The sequence below is a fragment of the Enterobacter cloacae complex sp. IR5459 genome, from assembly GCF_049238005.1.
In the GTDB taxonomy this organism is placed as follows: Bacteria; Pseudomonadota; Gammaproteobacteria; order Enterobacterales; family Enterobacteriaceae; genus Enterobacter; species Enterobacter hormaechei_C.
Window position 1 is genome coordinate 488,656 of sequence record NZ_JBMKIG010000003.1, and the last position, 17,393, is coordinate 506,048.

19 protein-coding genes and 1 pseudogene are annotated in these 17,393 nt (G+C 55.8%); 3 read left to right on the top strand and 17 right to left on the bottom strand.

The window, feature by feature from the left end; genetic code table 11:
* Positions 1 to 2 precede the first annotated feature (2 nt).
* Genes ACOTX4_RS08740 through ACOTX4_RS08810 form a run of 15 tightly spaced genes read right to left on the bottom strand, consistent with a single transcriptional unit; the run spans position 3 to position 13,880 of the window.
* A complete protein-coding gene (locus tag ACOTX4_RS08740; protein WP_040117942.1) occupies positions 3 to 1,805 on the bottom strand; it encodes a hypothetical protein in 1,803 nt (600 codons plus the stop codon).
* Positions 1,802 to 4,312, bottom strand: coding sequence for a hypothetical protein (locus tag ACOTX4_RS08745; RefSeq protein WP_058663746.1), 2,511 nt, complete (start codon positions 4,310 to 4,312; stop codon positions 1,802 to 1,804). The genes ACOTX4_RS08740 and ACOTX4_RS08745 overlap by 4 nt, the downstream gene beginning before the upstream one ends.
* A gap of 12 nt (positions 4,313 to 4,324) precedes the next feature.
* A complete protein-coding gene (locus ACOTX4_RS08750; RefSeq protein WP_058663747.1) occupies positions 4,325 to 4,864 on the bottom strand; it encodes a hypothetical protein in 540 nt (179 codons plus the stop codon).
* A complete protein-coding gene (locus tag ACOTX4_RS08755; protein WP_048982080.1) occupies positions 4,864 to 5,328 on the bottom strand; it encodes a hypothetical protein in 465 nt (154 codons plus the stop codon). The genes ACOTX4_RS08750 and ACOTX4_RS08755 overlap by 1 nt, the downstream gene beginning before the upstream one ends.
* The gene (locus ACOTX4_RS08760; protein ID WP_343459290.1) at positions 5,328 to 7,805 is read right to left on the bottom strand and encodes a hypothetical protein; all 2,478 of its coding nucleotides are present in this window, start codon (positions 7,803 to 7,805) and stop codon (positions 5,328 to 5,330) included. Before ACOTX4_RS08760 ends, ACOTX4_RS08755 begins: the two co-directional genes overlap by 1 nt.
* The gene (locus ACOTX4_RS08765) at positions 7,805 to 8,410 is read right to left on the bottom strand and encodes a hypothetical protein (RefSeq protein WP_040117947.1); all 606 of its coding nucleotides are present in this window, start codon (positions 8,408 to 8,410) and stop codon (positions 7,805 to 7,807) included. The genes ACOTX4_RS08760 and ACOTX4_RS08765 overlap by 1 nt, the downstream gene beginning before the upstream one ends.
* Complete coding sequence (gp10, locus tag ACOTX4_RS08770) at positions 8,410 to 8,733, bottom strand: capsid staple protein (RefSeq protein ID WP_134385693.1); 324 nt, start codon at positions 8,731 to 8,733, stop codon at positions 8,410 to 8,412. The genes ACOTX4_RS08765 and gp10 overlap by 1 nt, the downstream gene beginning before the upstream one ends.
* Positions 8,734 to 8,784: 51 nt before the next feature.
* A complete protein-coding gene (locus tag ACOTX4_RS08775; protein WP_048982085.1) occupies positions 8,785 to 9,159 on the bottom strand; it encodes a hypothetical protein in 375 nt (124 codons plus the stop codon).
* A gap of 4 nt (positions 9,160 to 9,163) precedes the next feature.
* Complete coding sequence (locus ACOTX4_RS08780) at positions 9,164 to 9,604, bottom strand: Bbp16 family capsid cement protein (RefSeq protein ID WP_045342888.1); 441 nt, start codon at positions 9,602 to 9,604, stop codon at positions 9,164 to 9,166.
* 51 nt (positions 9,605 to 9,655) lie between these two features.
* Positions 9,656 to 10,642, bottom strand: coding sequence for a major capsid protein (locus ACOTX4_RS08785; RefSeq protein WP_343459292.1), 987 nt, complete (start codon positions 10,640 to 10,642; stop codon positions 9,656 to 9,658).
* Positions 10,643 to 10,656: 14 nt separating this feature from the next.
* Positions 10,657 to 11,358: a peptidase gene (locus tag ACOTX4_RS08790; RefSeq protein WP_343459293.1), complete on the bottom strand. Its 702-nt coding sequence runs from the start codon at positions 11,356 to 11,358 to the stop codon at positions 10,657 to 10,659.
* 11 nt (positions 11,359 to 11,369) lie between these two features.
* Positions 11,370 to 11,693 (bottom strand): hypothetical protein, encoded by a 324-nt coding sequence (locus ACOTX4_RS08795; RefSeq protein ID WP_045342883.1) that lies wholly within the window; start codon positions 11,691 to 11,693, stop codon positions 11,370 to 11,372.
* Positions 11,690 to 11,989 carry a hypothetical protein gene (locus tag ACOTX4_RS08800; RefSeq protein ID WP_045336853.1) on the bottom strand — a complete coding sequence of 100 codons (300 nt, stop codon included), beginning with the start codon at positions 11,987 to 11,989 and terminating at the stop codon, positions 11,690 to 11,692. The genes ACOTX4_RS08795 and ACOTX4_RS08800 overlap by 4 nt, the downstream gene beginning before the upstream one ends.
* Positions 11,986 to 13,659, bottom strand: coding sequence for a portal protein (locus tag ACOTX4_RS08805; RefSeq protein WP_343459295.1), 1,674 nt, complete (start codon positions 13,657 to 13,659; stop codon positions 11,986 to 11,988). Before ACOTX4_RS08805 ends, ACOTX4_RS08800 begins: the two co-directional genes overlap by 4 nt.
* Before the next feature lie 14 nt (positions 13,660 to 13,673).
* Positions 13,674 to 13,880: a hypothetical protein gene (locus ACOTX4_RS08810; RefSeq protein ID WP_032636549.1), complete on the bottom strand. Its 207-nt coding sequence runs from the start codon at positions 13,878 to 13,880 to the stop codon at positions 13,674 to 13,676.
* Between the two features lie 450 nt (positions 13,881 to 14,330).
* On the opposite strand from ACOTX4_RS08810, the pseudogene ACOTX4_RS08815 reads away from it, so the two are divergent.
* The 3 genes and pseudogenes from ACOTX4_RS08815 (at position 14,331) to ACOTX4_RS08825 (ending at position 15,196) form a co-directional block, all read left to right on the top strand.
* Positions 14,331 to 14,447, top strand: a pseudogene (locus tag ACOTX4_RS08815).
* Positions 14,448 to 14,663: 216 nt separating this feature from the next.
* Positions 14,664 to 14,849 carry a hypothetical protein gene (locus tag ACOTX4_RS08820; protein ID WP_343459296.1) on the top strand — a complete coding sequence of 62 codons (186 nt, stop codon included), beginning with the start codon at positions 14,664 to 14,666 and terminating at the stop codon, positions 14,847 to 14,849.
* A gap of 44 nt (positions 14,850 to 14,893) precedes the next feature.
* Complete coding sequence (locus ACOTX4_RS08825; protein ID WP_349335744.1) at positions 14,894 to 15,196, top strand: Gp49 family protein; 303 nt, start codon at positions 14,894 to 14,896, stop codon at positions 15,194 to 15,196.
* Positions 15,197 to 15,262: 66 nt separating this feature from the next.
* Here the strand turns inward: ACOTX4_RS08825 and ACOTX4_RS08830 are convergent, their stop codons facing one another.
* Positions 15,263 to 16,738: a terminase gene (locus ACOTX4_RS08830; RefSeq protein ID WP_343459299.1), complete on the bottom strand. Its 1,476-nt coding sequence runs from the start codon at positions 16,736 to 16,738 to the stop codon at positions 15,263 to 15,265.
* A complete protein-coding gene (locus ACOTX4_RS08835; RefSeq protein ID WP_343459300.1) occupies positions 16,735 to 17,337 on the bottom strand; it encodes a terminase small subunit in 603 nt (200 codons plus the stop codon). The genes ACOTX4_RS08830 and ACOTX4_RS08835 overlap by 4 nt, the downstream gene beginning before the upstream one ends.
* Positions 17,338 to 17,393: the final 56 nt, after the last annotated feature.

Genomic DNA, 17,393 nt, shown 5'->3' on the forward strand with positions numbered 1-17,393 from the left:
ATTTATCCTCTTAAAAAACATGCAACAGCCACGTCAAACAGGCTTGAATCCTGAATAGCCTGCTCATTTTCGCGGGCTGCTTCGTCGAGAACCTCGCGCGCACTGCGTGACTGAGGATTACCTTCATCGTCAAGCACGGTGATCATCATGTCCGGTGAAGAACTCAGAGACTCTTCAGCGGCCACAACATCAATATCCTGCTGCCCTTCTGTGGGTCTTGACGTAGTGGAATGTTCAACATCGCGTAACGCGGCATTCAGATCTAATGGCGCGGCTTCATCAGCGGTGCGCACTTCTGCGGTACGGTAGAAAGAAAGCGCCTGCGCATTCAGATCGGACTCAGCCTGCTGGCGGCGGGCGAGCTCTGCACGGGCTTCGAAGAATTTACCGCCAGGCTCATGCGGGGCCAGGGCATTACGCGAAAAATCCAGACGCCCCTGCGCCTCGGTAATGCTCTGATCAAGATCCCGCAGTCTGGCCTGCTTATCGGCGCGTGCCTGTGCCAGCGCCTTTCCGCTTCCTTTTGGTTCTTCCGAGAGAATCTGGTTACGCTGTTCTGTGAGGTTATCAACAATACGCTGACTGTTGGCTATTTCAGACTGATAAACCTGACGATCACTGCGGGGTAGAATCTGTGCGGCCTGTTCTTCCAGCACTCTGGTCTCCACGGCGCGCGCCGCTGAACCTTCATCTGCCTGATAAAGTACTTCATCAATCGACTGCGCAATGAGACTGCGGCGACCAGGTACATCACTGAACGCGGCAGGCTCGACAATGCTGGCTACATCAACAGATCGACCAGCGCTTACATCGCGCATTGCCTGCTGTACCGCCTGCGCATGAGCATCACGGGACAGGACATTGATCGGAACGCCGGGAGCAATATCAAATTCGGCATGATGAGCGGCATTTGCTGCCAGCGCTGCATCGACATCCGCAGGCATAAAATCGGGTGGTCGGACATTTTCGCCTCGTGAGTTTACGAACCTGCCAAGGCCACCGAACGCCAGGCCCAGTACAGCATCGATCGCCAGCGCCTGCTTATCGAATACATCGTACTGCGCCGCCATGTCTTCATAGCCATTGTCACGCAGTATTGACGCTGTGCTTCCGCGCATTGCCATGCCGAAAGCAACGTTAGTCCCAGCGGCGTATGCGATATCAGGCGCGGCACGCGCTACTGTTCCAGCGACATTGCCTACAGCCGATCTGGATAACTGAGCACCAACACCTTCCGCCAGCGCTCCACCGGCACGAAGACCGATACTCATTGGTATTACTGTCCCCGCTCCCGCTGTAAGGCCGTGCACCAGCGCAACGTCCTGCGCAGTGCTGTAATCGACACCCTCGCCGCGCAGACGCTCAAACTCTGAAAAACCTTGCAGGCTGGTTACTGTAGCGGCAGCACCGACAGGACCAGCGGCCAGGATACTCACAACCGCCTGCGATCCCATATCGAAAAGACCATAAAGAACCTGCCCGGCGGTGCCGGTGGTCGCCGCGTCAGGCGTCAACCGCTTAACCTGCTGCTCTGCAAGTTTTCGCTGTTCAGCAATGTATGAAGCTGAAGTGTCATTGATCGAGGTGTTTTCGTTAACAAACTGCGCGATCGGAGAAACGACTTTATCCAGACCGGCCCACAGCAACTGGTCAGGTTTCGCCACCAGGCCGGAGTACAGCCCAGACGCCGCCGCGCCGACCGAGTTATCGAAGAACCCGACATCACTGTTAAAGCCAGCAGGGTTTGACGCTGCCTCGTCAAGCTGCTGGTTCTGGTTTACCTGGTTAAGACCGAAGTAACTCATTGCGGGATATCTCCTGAGAAGCGCTGGCGCTGCTGTGTGAGATCGATAACGACAGGCGTACCGTCATCCTTCAGCAGATAACCGGTGCCGAGTTTTACCAGGTACTGGCTGTCACCATAGCTTTGCAGACCGTACTGGCCTGGCGGTGCTTTAATTCCTGCGCCAGTAACCTGTGCTTTCCATGCCTGATCAACCTGCTTATCGAATTGCTCTGATGACATGCCCCACGGCAACAGTACATTGCCCATTCCGTTATAATCGTGCACGCCGCCAGTAGCTACGTTAACAGCCTGTTTCCAGGTGTCACTGTCAATTTCACCGGACACCACGCCCTTCTTCGCCATTACCCCGGCGTAATAGTCCTTTGCTATCTCATAGGCCATTGATGCACCCTGCGCGTCACCGGCAAATGCGTCCTTCACCATGTCAGAGAACTCGAGGCGCAGATCGGTATCCTTCGGCATCGGTATACCTTTCGCATCATCAGATCCTTTGCGCGCTGCTGCGCCTGAGAGAATGGTTTGCGCTGCTGTTTCTGGTGATACTGACACGTCAGGATTGAACCAGTTTCTCTCGGCCACCACGCCCCCTGGTTTATCCATCAGAATTCCGGCAACCGCTGCCGATGGCGCATTGGCGCTGATCTGCTGGAGTGCTGACATATACACCTGCCCACCGCCGGTACTCTGACGGATAGTGTCCAGATACGCAGACTGCTGGGAAACCGGCGCATCACGGAAGAAAGTACCAATCTGATTCGCTTCTTCTTTGGAAAAGAACGTCAGCGGCGTACCGTATGCTTTTGCCAGATCTGCGGCCTGCGCCGCGCGCAGCGCAATACTCTGGCCGAAGTTATTCTGGTTCGACATATCAATAGGCTTCGTCTGCCCGGCAGCCAGAGAGAACTGCACGGGGTCAGCCTGCCGCTGTTTGATTACCTGATTTGCAGCGGTAACCACATTGTCATAAAGCGCGGCGCGTGACGCGTAGCCTTCGCCAGTTTCACCGGTGTCTGGTTTCAGGCTCTCTACCGCAGCCTGAATGCTGCTCGTCGGCATGTTGCGGAACGAGCCAATGTACTGCCCGGCGATCTGCGTGTTCCTGAACTCGGTGTACCGGAGATTACCTTCCCGCACCCCATAGGCCGCCAGGAAGTCGGTCTGCGTTGGTGCATCAGGGAAATCAACACCGCGCATGTATGCCGCGCTGGCATCGCGAACCCGACTGTCGATACTGGTGCGATACTCCGCCTGCTGCTGCTTGCGAATTTGGTCAGCCTGACGGAGGAAGGTTGCCTGCGCTTCAGGAGATGCAGCGTCGAATGCAGCATTGCCGGTATATCGCTTGGTGCTGGTCGGAAGTTGTGACAGGCCAATAGCTGCACTGACACCGGTGGCGAGCTGCTGGTCGCTGTATGGCTGGCTACCGTTCTCATGCTGGATGATTGCAGCACACAGGGCCTTCAGCGTGTCAGGGTTTGATGCGTCAAGCTGCTGATCCGCAGTTACGCCTAGCTGAGCACATACTGCCTGAATGTAAGCATCGGTGTTGTTATTGTCAGACGGCGGTGCCCAGCGGTTGATGATGTCACTGACGGTATCGATACCCTGGCGCTGATAAGACAGCAGGTTGCGGCCCAGCGCGCGAATGCCATGCTCCGGAGTTTCGAATTTAGCAAATCGACCATCATCACCGGTCTGTCCAACCCATGGATTTGTTTTGCTGTATTCGAGGTTTCCGGGGTTGTTATTACGAATCCCGCGAGCGCTATCGCCTGAACCGCCTTCAGATACCGCACGACGTGATCCAACAGCCGTGTCGCTCAGCTCGCCATTGCTCTGGATGAACTCGATAGAGTTGTTAGCAGACCACTGAGAAAGAGCCGTATCAGCAACCTTCTCTTTGAATTCTGTCTTTTTCGCCTGAATCTGCTCGGCGCTCCAGCCATGCGCGGCGCCATACGCTTCGATCTGCTGAAAAGTCTGCTGGTTGTACAGCACGTAGTTGGCGTTATCGCCGTACGCAGATGCTGCCAGTTTCCCGTTGTTCTCCAGCGTCGCCTGGAACTGTCCTTCTTCATAGGCGTTAAGTTGGCTGATCTCGTGGCGCCCGGCCTGCGTCGTGAACTGGATACGCTGCTGCTGCACCTGCTGCATGAAACCAGCGCGGGCCCCTTCAGGCAGGGTCATGGCGATCTGCTCTGCCTGAGAATCAAACTGCTGAGTGTACTCCTGCCCCTTGCCGAGCGCGTTTTTCCCCTGAAGATTCAGCAGACCGGTATCGGGGTTCGTCAGCAGATCACTCGATACCTGACTCAGTTGCAGCGATGCATCCTGCGCCTGGGCGACATCTGCCCGCTGCTTGGCCTGCGCGAACATGTCGATCGCCTTTGGCGCGACCTGAGAAATGACGTCGCCGACATTCGGCTGTTCGAACGCCTGAAATCCTGGAGACTGGAATCCGCGGCTTTCAACCTGGCGCCCGCTGACTGTTGGTACTGTTGGCATTTCGATATCTCCTTATCGACCGGTTGGCGTGCCGACGGCTGCGCTGATAGGTGCGGCCTTCTGGGAGAATGGCGACCACGTACCGCCAGCCATTTTATAAGCTCCGTAAGCCTGTAGCGGCGTTGTGAGCAGCGTTGTCATCGCCCCCATATTCCCCTGCTTACGCGCGGATACCGCCTGGGCGTCATAGTTGGCGGACTGCACCTGATAACCGTAAGCCTCGCGTTGGGCGTTGTTAACGGTCGTCAGAGCATCCAGCGTGCCGAACTGAGCGGTATCTCCGAAGATATCCAGAGCATTACCGGTTGAGAGGTCTGCCCCGGTGGCCCCCATGGTTGCAGCCTGGGAGCCGGCTGCCTGGCGATTACGGCGGCGCACTTCCTCTGCTTGGGCATTGCCACGGTTAATCGAGTCCTGCGCCTGAGCTTCTGCCACATCCGCATTCTGCTCAGCAACAGCGGCAGAATATTTTCCTGTCTCATACTGGTTGTAAGCTGACAATGCGCCTGCCGCGAGCGTCGCACCGGCTAAAATTGTGGTGGGTTCGCACATTATTTTTTCTCCATGTGGAAGCGATGAAACAGAAGACCGTGAGCGCCGTACGGCTGCGGTTCTTCAATGGTGAATCCCAGCCAGTGCAGCCAGATACGCGCTGTGTGGTTGCGGGCATCTACATAGTTTTCAAGATACGGGTAAACAGCCAGCATTGCATTGACCACTTTCCCGCAGCGTCGCAGGAAAGTGCGCTGGTATTTCTCCAGCGCATCGGTGCCCACCAGCCACGGGATACCGTTACCACCGATCATTGATGCCGGGGCCACACCGAAGATGGTCACCACCTCACCGTTAATCAGCCCGGCACAGGCAAAGGTTGACGTGCGCAGACCGGTTTCCAGAACGCGGCGCGGGCTCCATCCGTTTGTCGCCATAAACTCATCAATGTCAGCCTGGCGGACATGCGGCAGCATGGCTTCGATATGCGCTGCGGTGGCCGGTACGATCTGAGCTTTAATCATCAGAACCCCCCGACCGTCATGCGCGGCAGGACCGCCAGAACAGAAAGCGGCAGTGGGTCGAGCTGGCGCACCTTAACGCGTCCGTTCTTATCCCAGTTGCTGTCGAGCTTCACTTCCACCTTCCCGGTAGCGTCATCAACCGGATCGTCATAAAACTCGAATTCCCGCTGCGGATACTCGTACCATTCTCCGCCCGGCGTCGTTGCCCAGATGCCTCGGCTGGCGTTGACCACCATCGTGACAGTGGGAATCACCTGCTTTTTATCCAGCAGCGTTTCCTGCCCGTTAATGTTGATGTCCAGCGTTTCGAATTCAGCCGTGATCGGCAGACCGATATGCACCACTGCGCCCGGTGATTCCAGCGTGACAGCGCCACCAGTTACGGTTTTCTGGGGCTCAACGCTGGCGTCTGAGAGGATGCTGACTGTCTGGCCTTCGAGGTGTGACAGACCGCTGAAAGTCTGGCGGGCCATCTGCCAGTTAGTTGTGGCCATAGTGCGCAGTACCGCGGGAACGTTACGGTTGAATCGCACAACCACGGCGGTATTACTCGTTACGGAGAGAATGTCACCACGCAATTCTTTCGCCACCACCTCGCCGGTATCGGGATCCGTCTCTGAGTACGGGAACTGAATCTGAGCGCCAACGTCAGTGCCCACGAAATAGGCCCCGCCGCTTATCGTCACCGGGTAGTCAACCTGATAACTCCAGTCACCACTGCCGCCGCTGATGGTCATAGTACGTGTTGAGGTATTGCGGACGTCATAACTCAGACCGCAATCGACAAAGAACGCGTCCTCTTCATTGGTAAACAGACGGCTGGCCAGGCGCTCTATGTACCGTTTCGTCTGGCCATTGATGGTGCGGTTAACCACGAAGTAAACAGCGTCCTCGCTGCCTTCGCTGATGGAGCAGGTGCTTTCGTACTTTCCGGTGCTGGATTGCGGTGCCCAGGCGAATACCTGCTGGTCGCGCAGATAGGTCAGCACCAGCAGCTTGCCGTCATCTCGGATGCAGAACGCGCTGCTGTACGGCACGATGCAGAATGACCAGTCGACAATGCTGCGCTTCTGGAACAGGTGGTTTGCCAGTATGGTCAAGTCAGTGCCCTGGTACCCGTCAACGTCGAAAGAGTAGGCCAGATCACGTACCACGCTCCCCTTCTCCTGGATGAATAGCGCGATATTAGCCACAGCGATCGGCGGCACATTGCTGGAGCCGTTGTTACCCTGCGAACTGAACGAAAACGCCGACGGCGTGAGGACCTTATTCTGGTCTCCGGATATCGTATATTCCCCGCCGGATGTCAGCGCGACCAGGTTGCCGACGTCGATAAGATGGCGGATCTCATTCACCTGTCGCCCGGCGTAGGTGTAAATGATGCGATCGTCATCCTGAATAGGGTTGCTCTTTCCGAAGTCTTTATAGTCACCGGTACGGCTCGCCCATATCGTTTGTGGGTACGCGGTAGACGCGGCGAAATACAGGCGCTGCTGATAGTAAACAACCGTGCTCGGGTAGCCGTTGACGCTGTTCCATGCGTACCGTGCCCACTTGTAACTGCCATTCGCCGATCCGACAACCTGGGACGGGATATAGCTCACCACCGTAGCAGTGGCTGTCAGGCCGTCGCTGGCTACGGCTGTAATGCGCGCAATGCCGAAACCGCTGTGCAGGTATTCCCACTGGATTCCGGTATCACTATCCCCGGTTCCGCCCCATCCATCCCAGGACATGCCTTCCGTGTGAGAAGGCCGCAGGGTCCCGGTCTTGCCGGAAGTATTGGCACGGTAGTAGTTGCTGTCGGCGCGGCGCACATCGTTGATAGCGGTGGTCTTGCTGGTCTCCCATACGGGAACGGAATCAACCGCCGGCTGTTCGAGATAAAACAGCTTACCGACTTGCTCAGCGCCAAAGATGGCAGAACTGGCCGTCAGCGTAATGGTCCCGGTACTGGCGCTTGCGTATACCTTCACTGACTCGTCAACGTTGATATCTTCGAACGGTCCGTTTTTTGTGGTGACATCGACGATCTGCCAGTTGTCGTGCGCGTAACGGCGCAGCTCCTTCGGCGGGTAGGCCGGGTGAACCAGGGTAAGCACATCGGCGCTCTGCGTGAATTTAATGCGGAACAGGTCGGCCTCTGCATACGGCATAGCCAGTTCGTAGATCACATTGCTGCTGTTCAGTACATACGCACCGTCTTTGATAACGCGCATGTAGTTGTGCCCGAACTCCAGCGCATAAGTCTGGACGGTCGAGAACTGGAAAGGAATAAGACGGCATTTGCGGGTCGGGTATTTGGCTTCGCCGACGAAGCGCGTTCCCGGGCGATTCTCCACCCCGCCATACTGACGGACGATAAAGTTGTCGCACTTACGCAGCGCAACCTGATACTTCGACATATCGATGCGCCCGTACAACGATGGGCCAATCTCGCCACCGGCAAAGCTCGGCTGGATCCAACTGAATGCCATTATGACAACCTCGCTGCGGTGAACTCATCGACTGGCGGCTGCGGCTCCTGCGATTCGTTCTGGCTGTGAGAGCCAGCGCTCAGGATGACGCTGCGGTACATAGTCAGTGCGTTGTTACCGAGATCTGCGCTGCCGGTCAGCGGCATATTGATGGCGGCGGCCAGACGCCAGGACAGCGCTTCCATGAAGATTGCATCGAACATGTTCACGTCGGTGACGCGCGCGATGTACTTCAGCCATGCCTGAGGCTGATCGGTGTAGATCAGCTTTCCGGTGCCGTCGGTATCAGCCCCAACCTCATAGTTGATGCGCATGGCCGCCGTCGGATTACGGATACCGGGCACCATAATTTCGGTGATACGCAGGCAGTCAGTCGGATACTGGTAGGAATAAGCCCAGTCCGGCGGCGGATTGTTGGTATCGGCCAGCGCCAGGCGTTTGGTGGCAAAGTTCCAGTCGAAGTCCGCCAGCGCAGCATCGCGGCAGGAATCGAAATGCAGGGAGCACTGCCCGGCTTCTTTGCTGGCCTCGGTCAGGCTGTTAATGCTGCGGCTGTTCCCGATATTGCTCAGCGCGCGGTTGCAGATCTCGATAACGGAGGCCATTAATCATCCTCCCCGCCGTAGAGAGTCTGGGCGGCAGTTTTTGGCTTCTCACCAGACACAGAAGAGATCGCCATGTCGGTGATTTGCAGGCTGGCATCGTGACGGACACCTTCACCATCTTCGCGAGTCGACATGCTTTTGATGATAGCTTTGGCGGAGATCATCACCTCAGTACCGACAGGCTGCGGCGTTGCGCCGAGTTTCTTCAGTGTTTCATTGTCAAGATTGATACATAGACCCCACGGATAATCGTCACGGGTTTTTGTTTCACCAGATTCATCCTGGTAGCTGTCGGTGCCGGTTTTGAGGTTTACCAGTTCCATAACGGACTCCTGCAATAAAGGGGCCGAAGCCCCTTGTTTTATTAGCGAGGCTCAGACGCCCAGTTTTTGCCGTTCTTCAGCAATACGTTCTTTGATCGTTTCAACGTTCATGTTGCCAGGTTTTTTGTTGAAAAGTTCTTCGTACTGCTGGCGTAGCGCGGCTTCATCTTCACTGAAGGTATTGGCATCTTTACCGCCGGTATCTTCCTGGCCATCATCTTCATCCTGTGGTTCAGGCTGAGAGTCAACCGGCACGATTCCGCGCTTCTGGTCTGCCTTTTTCTTTGCCGCCTTCGCCGCTGCGTTGATCGGCTCCAGCGCAGATCCTGGCTCGCCGTCATATTCAATTTCTGAACCTTCAGGCCAGAGGTTGTTATGAATATGGGATAAGCGCAGGACGCGGTATTTTGCTTTTTCCATTGCCATCACCTTAGCCAGTCACTTTGGAACGGATCGGGTAATAAGGAGTGTTGTTGTCAACATCCAGATTAATGCCCGAGGTGAACGCGCCAGCAGTCAGCGGACCTGTGCCAACAGAATAGTTGACGCGCAGATAGCGCTGGACGCCCGCCGGAACTTTGGTAGAGAACAGGCGTTTGCCAACTGTCAGGGCAGACAGCGCCAGAGCACCGCTGTCGTAGATAGTGGTCCAGGTGGAGTTGTCCGGGCTAGTCTGCAACTGAACGTTGAGGGTCGCGGCACCACCAGCGGTTGCCGTGGTGTCAACGGTTGCCCAGAACTCCAGCGGATAACCAACGCCGATATCGCGTCGGGTGCCGTCGATAGGGCCGAGGTCAATCACGTCCGTAGAAGCAGCGGAAGCTGTAACCGCCTGCTTCTCGGAGAACATCAACAGTTTGTCGAGGATCATTTTCTTTCTCCATTTATGGGCCGGTTAAGGCCCATCAGTTAATGACAGGCGTTAAACAACGCGCGCTTCTGTTTCCAGAATCGCATCGGTTTCACGGATTGGAACTCCACGGAGTGCAGTCCACCATTCCCCTTCAGTCTCTTTTACGCTGATTGCAAGGGATGATTTCTCAAGAGATTGAAGATCAAGGGCTTCGTTAACGCTGCGGTTCATATAGAAGACCGGCTTGCCCATACCACGGTTCGGGATGCGATGCAGAGCGCGAATCATCAATTTTGCGATGTTCGCTGCCGCCGCAGGATCTGACAGATTGCTCACATCGATATTTGCGACGCGAACGACGTAACGCCAGTCACGCAAAGTCAGGCCGTTATCCCACTTATAGTGGGTACGGTAGCCCTGGTATTTTCCGCCATCTGGATCAATCAGCGTTTGCTCGCCGAGGTCCTGATGCTGAAGCCCTGCTTTTTGGCCTTTAGGGAACGTACCGTGCACAGTATTTTCACCCCAGACCACCAGCCAGATAGAGGTGTTGTCTGTTCCAGTGCCGCCACCATCGATGATGTTCTGTGCATTTCCAGCAGATAGGCTTGAGTAACGGGATGACAGGCCCATGAACTGCTGAGGGTTAACGCTGGTATCGCCATAGAACAGGGTCTGAGCCATCTGCTGGTTCATCGCTTCGATGAATGCACGGTCTTCAGACAGGCGGAATTCAGCAGTGTTACCGTTCAAATCAGCGAGGGATTTATCAACTTCAGAGTAGGTTTCAAGCATCCCACAGGAGTCTGTTACCTGCACAGTAGTCGACTTGCTCTGCTTAACACCGTAGTTAAGCAGACGCCACGTTGCGGTAGGCAAACCCGTACGTACAGTAGTACGGTGCCCAGTTGGCAGGTTGCCTTCGACAAAAGGCATGTCCTGAAGGATCGGGTTAGTCTGGGAAAGCAATTCGATAATCTTATCTACTTTCCCGTTTGGGTCAATGCGCTTACCCCAGTCAGCCAGCGTCAGCGCAGTTAAGCCTTTAACAGCCATGGTTATATCCTCTCTTATTTGCCATAGAGCACTTCGGCCGCACTACGCTGGCCTTGATTACTGCCATCGACCATGCCGTCTTCCGACATGGCTTTACCGATTTTCACGAACGTTTTAACCAGGTCTGGATGGTTACCAAGCCCGGTAGCGTTCAAATATTCTTTCAGTTCCGGCGTGCCGAACTGGTCCAGTGCACGCTGCGCTGCGCTGAGGTTTGCGGTCAGTTTGTCGCCGCCGATCTCCTTGTCTGCCTTCACGGTCTCTGCCCAGCCTTCGGTCTGCTTCTGCCAGGCTTCTGCCTGACGCTGCTGCACACCGGCCAGAATTTTGGGATATGCGTCCACCAGCTTCTGCGCCTGCTCGTTGGTCAGGTTCAGATCACGGGCAACGGGTTCGAAGTCCTTCAGCGCGTCGGCATCCAGCTCTACGCCTTCACCAGCGGTAAATTCGTATTTCTCCGGCGCACCTTCCTGCTTCTGCTCTTCGTCTTCCGACTTATCCGCTGGCTTATCACCATCAGCGGGCTTGTCGTCCTGAGGTTTGTCACCTTCAGTGCCCGGCTGCGGCTTATCGCCTTCTGGTTTTGCCGGGTCAGCAGCAGGTGCAGGAGCATCGGCATCAGGTGCGGCTTGCTCAGACGATGCCGGCGCAGCGCCACCATCAGCAGGCTGCTCATTGCAAAGACGGCGATGCAGCAGACGATCAAATAAGTTCATTGGTTATCTCCTTAAACCGGGATCGTTTTGGCTTTGAGTTGCGCCAGAACAGCGGAAAGAGTGGTGCGCAGCGCAGTGGTATCTGTCAGCAGCGCGTTGTATTTGGCGACCAGATCGTTGTGGTCAGTAACAAGACCGGCAACGTCTGATGCGGAAGAGTTGGTGTCAGCGGTAGCTGTCATTGCTGCCGGAGCTGCAATGGCTGCCCCCAATTTCACGCCGCCGTAATCTGTAGCTGTCGGGGCGCCAATTGTTGCCGGGGCAGGATCAGGAACCTCTACCACCTGATTTGCGCCATCAAAGCGCACGACGCGCTGGGTTTGTACCTGTGTCATACATTGTCCTCACCGGCCTCTGCGGCCATCTTCAGATACTGATCAGGGCAGTGCGCCATGACGCGCTGAAACAGAACCAGCGCCAGGTTGCGCTGCCCTTCGTTGAATGCGGTTAAATGCGAATCACCGGCGAAGCACGGCGCGAATACCTTCCCTTTCTCCAGCAGTGACCAGATAACGCGGCGGCCCTGCTCGCTGCCCATGACGAACTGGATGTCTTCGATATCGCGCTGAGCGAGGATCTGCTGTTCAGCTTCCAGCTCGGATTTGCGTTCTTCGTCGTCGATATACGTCATTGCTGCGCCGCTCCCACTGCATTAGTGATTGCTGTCAGTGCGCTTGGATCTGCGGTTTGCGTGTCGCTGAGCGTCTTCGCGCCCTGCGCTACGGCCTGACCCATTGCCAGCGCCTGAGCTGCCTGCTGCTGTTTGGCGCGGTCTTCTCGAATCTGCTGCACCTGCTCCTGCGGAACGATGACTGTTGGCGATACGCCGGACATTTCAGAGAACGCGTCGATAGCCTGATCCGCGTCGAGCTTGTCGAGCGCTTCCGTTTTACCGACTGAAGCCAGTTGTGCGATGAAGCCAACGGTTTGCGACAGGCTGGTGAGGCCGATAGATTTCTGCGCCTGCGCCATAACGGAGATGTACTCGATGCGCAGCGGCATTCCCTGCATAACGTCAGGCGGTGGCGGCAGCATATTCTTGCGCGCCATGATGGAGAACACGCGATCGATAAGCGGATTTAGCGCTTCGTCGTTCAGGCGTTCCAGCACCGGGCCGAGCATCAGCAGCTTCTCTTCCTTCATCTCGATCACTGCTTCCACTGGCATTGAGCGGGTGTTGATGTTTTGCAGCATCATGAAGAGGTCGACAAAGTAGGCGCTGTTGATGGTCTGGCGGGTGTCCTGGATGTCAGCCAGCAGGTCGGCGGTATTCGGGTTTACCAAGTACGCAGGTTTGAAACCGTCCTGGCCGCTCAGAACGTCGAGATACGTCACGTCGCCTGGCAGCAGAGAAACGCGCTGATTCTTCAGTGAAGTTGGCGCAACCATCGGCGGGTTTGTAGCTTTGTCGATGAGCTGAGCTTTACGTTTCTGCTCAACCTGAAGCGCTTTGACCTGCCCGAGCGCCAGCATGCCAGGGCAGGAGGACGCATAAACGTCTTCGCCGTTAACTTCCCAGCGCGGAGCCAGAATCGGGAATTCATCAAAACCGGATTCACGCAGCAATTTGTCGGAGTCGCCGCCTGTCTCGAAATAGACAGAGCGATACGGCTTGTTCTTGCTGTCCATCTTCCCGCTGTCGCGGTTGATGTTTGGCGTGATGCAGTGGTTTACCTCGATCCAGTTTTCATACGATCCGCTTTCCCACTGGCTCTTCACGGACGCGCTGACGTTGTCTAGGCCGAATTCCTGCACCAGCTGGCGCACGGTCATGGAGAATTGGCGGAAAGATGTATCGACGCTGCCACGCGGGCTGTTAGCCAGGTAGTAGCTGCCAATCGGGAAAGGCATTGTGCGGATCACGTCCTGTTCATCTTCGAGTACAGCCATGGCGGCAGTACCGAAAGTACCCAGACTGGCGTACATGACGGGCAGAGACTGATACAGATTCGACTTGTTGAACACTTCGTTCATGCGGCGCTGCACGACTTCCAGCCAGACCTTCACCGGGCCGTAATCCATCATGTCAGGGTCAGGCGTTGCCAGCTTGAACCACGGGCGCGCAGGGCTGGTGATGCCGGACATCATGCCGCTGGCGAGAATGCGCTGAGCGAGTGAACCGGTAGGGTCAACAATTTTGGTGTTGCGGCGATCGTCACGGTTAACGTCAGACGTCAGGAAGCGGGAACCGCGCGGATTGATAAAGTCGCTCAGGTCGCGCCAGTGCGGCTCGAACGATGTGCGCTCATTCTTCAGCTGTGCGAGTTGCTTCAGCAGCCGCTCTTTTTCGGTTTCCACCATCTCTTCGCGCTCCGTTACTGACCGAGCAGCGTTTTACCGCTGGTATTTGCGGCGGAAGTGTCGCCCTGGGCGCCGGTGAGCATGGTCGAGTTACGACCGGCGGCAGCACGGCGGCGGCGCTCTTCGTCATCGCGCGCACTGACCACAGCGGCGTCCTGCTCCTGAGGTGCGGCCTGAACTTCTGGTGCCGCTGGCACTGATGGCTTGCTGCCGATACACATAGCGATAACCTCACACACGATTAAATTATTACCAATTTAACCATATACGGATTATTTTACGTAGTGTATTGACATAATGGGCTGCAATTATTACCCTTCAGGTAACACATCATGAAAGCGCACTTCGATATCAATTCATTGAGGTCTTGTCGCTAAATCAAAATTGGGGAGTGCGCTTCCAGGTGTGAGCAGTACGGCATATGGCACATGTGTCGTAGCGGTCCGGCGGGGTTCCTTGGTGTTCCTTATCCCCGAGCGGGTTCCCGGAATGTGCAAGTCAGTGTTATCGGTATGCACGACATGACGACTCACCATCGTGGCGATACGGTGTGACACCTCGGAAGAGACGAGGCCATAACAGGTAAGAGCATTTACTGGAAGTATTGGTTGTGGAAATGGCGTAATTCCATACACAACTCAGATGGTTCAATTCCATCAAGTGCTCTTTCCGTTGTGGTTAGCTCAGGAATTGGTTAGAGCTCCATCCATGCTTGCCATTGCTGCATGGGCGGGTAATGGGTTCCGAAAGGATCGCCGCGCCGGTTCGAATCCGGCACCACAACCCCATCACGCCTTAGGACCGTGATACGGCAGTACCAGGCAATGCGTGTAGCTTTGGCGGTGGCAGTTGCTCCCACATCTGACCTCCGCCCTTTTTACAGCAGAGCGCCATTCCGATGACGTTGCGCTGTAAACCCTGCATCACCCGCCAAGGAAGGCACTCCGTAGTCCATTGCTTCCAGTTCGCCCGGTTCGTCCGGGCATTTTTTTAAGGTGAAAATCATGCGTCAGACAGCCGTTAATGTTCAGAAACAATCTCCTGCCGAAGAGATCCGCCGTGAGAATCTCTACCACACGAAATTGCAGTGCCTGGCTGAGGTTCTTGGTAAACAGTCATTCATTGACAAAAATTCAGCCAACAATGCAGCAGAAGCGATCAACGCCGCATTTGATAAGATTACTTTTTGAGGTAAGCAACCATGGTATCAACCGCATCCCCAGCACCATCCTGCATGGCTATCGAGCAGGAAATTCAGGCCAAAGGCTTAACCGCGCCGCGCGTTACGCGAGACGACATGATCGCAAACATTGCTCACACTGAAATCGTTAAGCACGTTTCTGTTACCGGGCAGGTTCTTCGCTGGGCGATCATTACGACAAAGAATGGTTTCGCGGTAACCGGAAAGCCGTCATGTGCAGTCTCATCTGAAAACGACAATGAGGCGATCGGAAAACAGATTGCTCTGACGAACGCAGAGAACGAACTGTGGCCGTTAATGGGTTACGCTTTGAAAGAAAAGTTGAGCCAACAGTGAAAGACGAATTCGACGGTTTTTAACGCCGTGACATGTCACAACCAGCCCTCCGATGCGCGGGCTTTGTTATTTCCACGGGTCATACTCTGTGACAGCCTTACCCTGCTGGCTCTCCTGCCCAGGAATTCGCAGGCGCTTCGTAACCGGGAAAGCAAACGTCAGCAGCAGCGCGTCACCCTTACCAGGCGAGCGGCCCAGGCGCTCTTTGATATCTTCCTTCGGCTCAATGACGATCTTACCGTCCACCCTGACTTTGTACTCTGCCGCCGACAGGTCATCAGCCGTCTCCTGGTCGTCCAGCGCGCCGCCGAGCTTCAGCCACGTTTTGCAGCTGTTGAACATCTCGCCGCGTTTGTTGAGCATCTGTGGGTCGGTAGAACCGCCGCCGAACGGGATTAACTGCCACGTCCGGCCCCAGCCATCACCGATGGACTTCAGCCCGGTACCGTAACCGAAGTCGATAAACACCGCGTCAGCCTGGTACTGGTCCTCAAAGTCTGCGATGCGCTTCGCCATAATCAGATCGTCGGTGGTCTTGTTGCCGGTCCATAGCACTTTGCTGTGTAGGCCCTGGCGCAGGTATATCACCGCGTCATCCACGCCGGAATATGCCGGGTCGACGCCGATAATCACCGGAGCGTGCGCCACCTGCCCGGCGGTAACCACGCGCTTCATCGCCTCGTCGGTGAGTCCTGTTGGGATAAACTGGAGTTCTGACGCGTCAGGGAAGATCCCCCGCACACGGACCTTCACGAAGTCGCTGTCCTCGCCATAGTCATCCACCCATTTCTGGAGCTGCTGCTTATTCGTGCCTTCGACGGTACGGCTGTCAATCTGCGCACACTTCCAGCGGTGTTTGTACTTTCGGAAACATTCGCGGAAACGCCCGGTGTTGCGCGTCGGGTTCCCGAACGCAACCCAGATGATTTCCGTGTCTTCGTCCGTCAGCGCGCCCTCGGCCACTTCCCACACCAGATCGGCAATGTTGGACGCTTCATCGAATACCACGATGATGCGCTTGCGCTCGTTGTGCAGGCCAGCGAACGCCTCTGTGTTGTGCTCAGACCACGGAATAGCGTCAGCGCGCCAGCGTTTATCGTGGCCTGGGTCATTGCTGTACATCGCCGTGGCGGTGCAGGTGAACCACTCTTTCGTGATAGCCAGGTTGGACCATTTGATGATTTCCGGCCAGGTCTTGGTGCGCAGCTGGTTGTCTGTGTTGGCGGTCACCACCACCTTGCAGTCCTCGCAGGTATCCATTCCCCATTTAATCAGCATCGAAATGAATGCAGATTTCCCCACGCCATGACCTGATGCGCGGGCGATCATGATAGGCTGGTAACGAGTGGTTGGGTTCTGAAGGTGATCCCGTATCTCGCGGAATCCCTCCGCTTGCCACTTACGCGGCCCGGATGCATGCTCCAGCTCTGTGCCTTCCTCGCCCCACGGGAACGCATACAGCGCATAACCCAGCGGGTCATACGTGAAAGAGGCGATATCCTCGACGAGCTGCTCTTCCGGCGACATGGCTGCGGCTGTCATTCTTCACCACCAGCCTGCTCTTTGACGCGGCGGCGCGCTGCGGCCATGCGGTCGGCGATAGTGACGGTGCCGGAAACCTCCAGGCGCTCTTTGAACGCGTTGACGTCGACATGCTTGCCGATAAGCTCGAGGTTCTTCACCTTGTCCGGCCATTTTATTTTTTGCAGCGTGGACTCGATATCGTCTTCGTCATCCTTGCCGGCCATCCGAATCCGGTTGATATCCATCGCGCTGAGCGAGGTGCGCCATACCTTAGGCCACTGACTAATCGGCTTCAGTCCGCCTTCATCGTCGAGAATGTCGATTACATCCATCTGGTCGATTTCCACCAGGCGCATGAGGACGTAATCAGCGCTGACGCGGTTTCGCTTGTTGCGCTCCTCCATCAATTCGGCGATTCGTTTCTGGATCCTTTCGTCGCGCATCATGTTGCTGGCTTTGACGGCGGCCGTATTAGGCGAAAATCCTGCGTTAATCGCTGCCTGAGTCTGGTTTTCTGGTGTCTTAATGTATGACTGGCAGTAAGCCTCCATCATCGCTGTAAGAGGCTTATATTGCGTTGATTTGCGTTTGTGGATTTTTGGTGTTGCGGGCATCATTACCACCTGAGTAATTTTATTACCATGCAGGTAATACTATCACGCCCGCGAAGATG

Excerpts from the sequence above, each read along its gene's own strand:
- ACOTX4_RS08825 (WP_349335744.1), top strand. The coding sequence starts at position 14,894 with ATGGCTATCGAGCAGGAAATTCAGGCCAAAGGCTTAACCGCGCCGCGC.
- ACOTX4_RS08750 (WP_058663747.1), bottom strand. The coding sequence starts at position 4,864 with ATGTGCGAACCCACCACAATTTTAGCCGGTGCGACGCTCGCGGCAGGC.
- ACOTX4_RS08760 (WP_343459290.1), bottom strand. The coding sequence starts at position 7,805 with ATGGCATTCAGTTGGATCCAGCCGAGCTTTGCCGGTGGCGAGATTGGC.
- ACOTX4_RS08795 (WP_045342883.1), bottom strand. The coding sequence starts at position 11,693 with ATGACACAGGTACAAACCCAGCGCGTCGTGCGCTTTGATGGCGCAAAT.
- ACOTX4_RS08740 (WP_040117942.1), bottom strand. The coding sequence starts at position 1,805 with ATGAGTTACTTCGGTCTTAACCAGGTAAACCAGAACCAGCAGCTTGAC.
- ACOTX4_RS08775 (WP_048982085.1), bottom strand. The coding sequence starts at position 9,159 with ATGGCAATGGAAAAAGCAAAATACCGCGTCCTGCGCTTATCCCATATT.
- ACOTX4_RS08820 (WP_343459296.1), top strand. The coding sequence starts at position 14,664 with ATGCGTCAGACAGCCGTTAATGTTCAGAAACAATCTCCTGCCGAAGAG.
- ACOTX4_RS08755 (WP_048982080.1), bottom strand. The coding sequence starts at position 5,328 with ATGATTAAAGCTCAGATCGTACCGGCCACCGCAGCGCATATCGAAGCC.
- ACOTX4_RS08835 (WP_343459300.1), bottom strand. The coding sequence starts at position 17,337 with ATGATGCCCGCAACACCAAAAATCCACAAACGCAAATCAACGCAATAT.
- ACOTX4_RS08785 (WP_343459292.1), bottom strand. The coding sequence starts at position 10,642 with ATGGCTGTTAAAGGCTTAACTGCGCTGACGCTGGCTGACTGGGGTAAG.
- ACOTX4_RS08745 (WP_058663746.1), bottom strand. The coding sequence starts at position 4,312 with ATGCCAACAGTACCAACAGTCAGCGGGCGCCAGGTTGAAAGCCGCGGA.
- ACOTX4_RS08790 (WP_343459293.1), bottom strand. The coding sequence starts at position 11,358 with ATGAACTTATTTGATCGTCTGCTGCATCGCCGTCTTTGCAATGAGCAG.
- ACOTX4_RS08805 (WP_343459295.1), bottom strand. The coding sequence starts at position 13,659 with ATGGTGGAAACCGAAAAAGAGCGGCTGCTGAAGCAACTCGCACAGCTG.
- ACOTX4_RS08810 (WP_032636549.1), bottom strand. The coding sequence starts at position 13,880 with ATGTGTATCGGCAGCAAGCCATCAGTGCCAGCGGCACCAGAAGTTCAG.
- ACOTX4_RS08830 (WP_343459299.1), bottom strand. The coding sequence starts at position 16,738 with ATGACAGCCGCAGCCATGTCGCCGGAAGAGCAGCTCGTCGAGGATATC.
- ACOTX4_RS08780 (WP_045342888.1), bottom strand. The coding sequence starts at position 9,604 with ATGATCCTCGACAAACTGTTGATGTTCTCCGAGAAGCAGGCGGTTACA.
- ACOTX4_RS08765 (WP_040117947.1), bottom strand. The coding sequence starts at position 8,410 with ATGGCCTCCGTTATCGAGATCTGCAACCGCGCGCTGAGCAATATCGGG.
- ACOTX4_RS08800 (WP_045336853.1), bottom strand. The coding sequence starts at position 11,989 with ATGACGTATATCGACGACGAAGAACGCAAATCCGAGCTGGAAGCTGAA.
- gp10 (WP_134385693.1), bottom strand. The coding sequence starts at position 8,733 with ATGGAACTGGTAAACCTCAAAACCGGCACCGACAGCTACCAGGATGAA.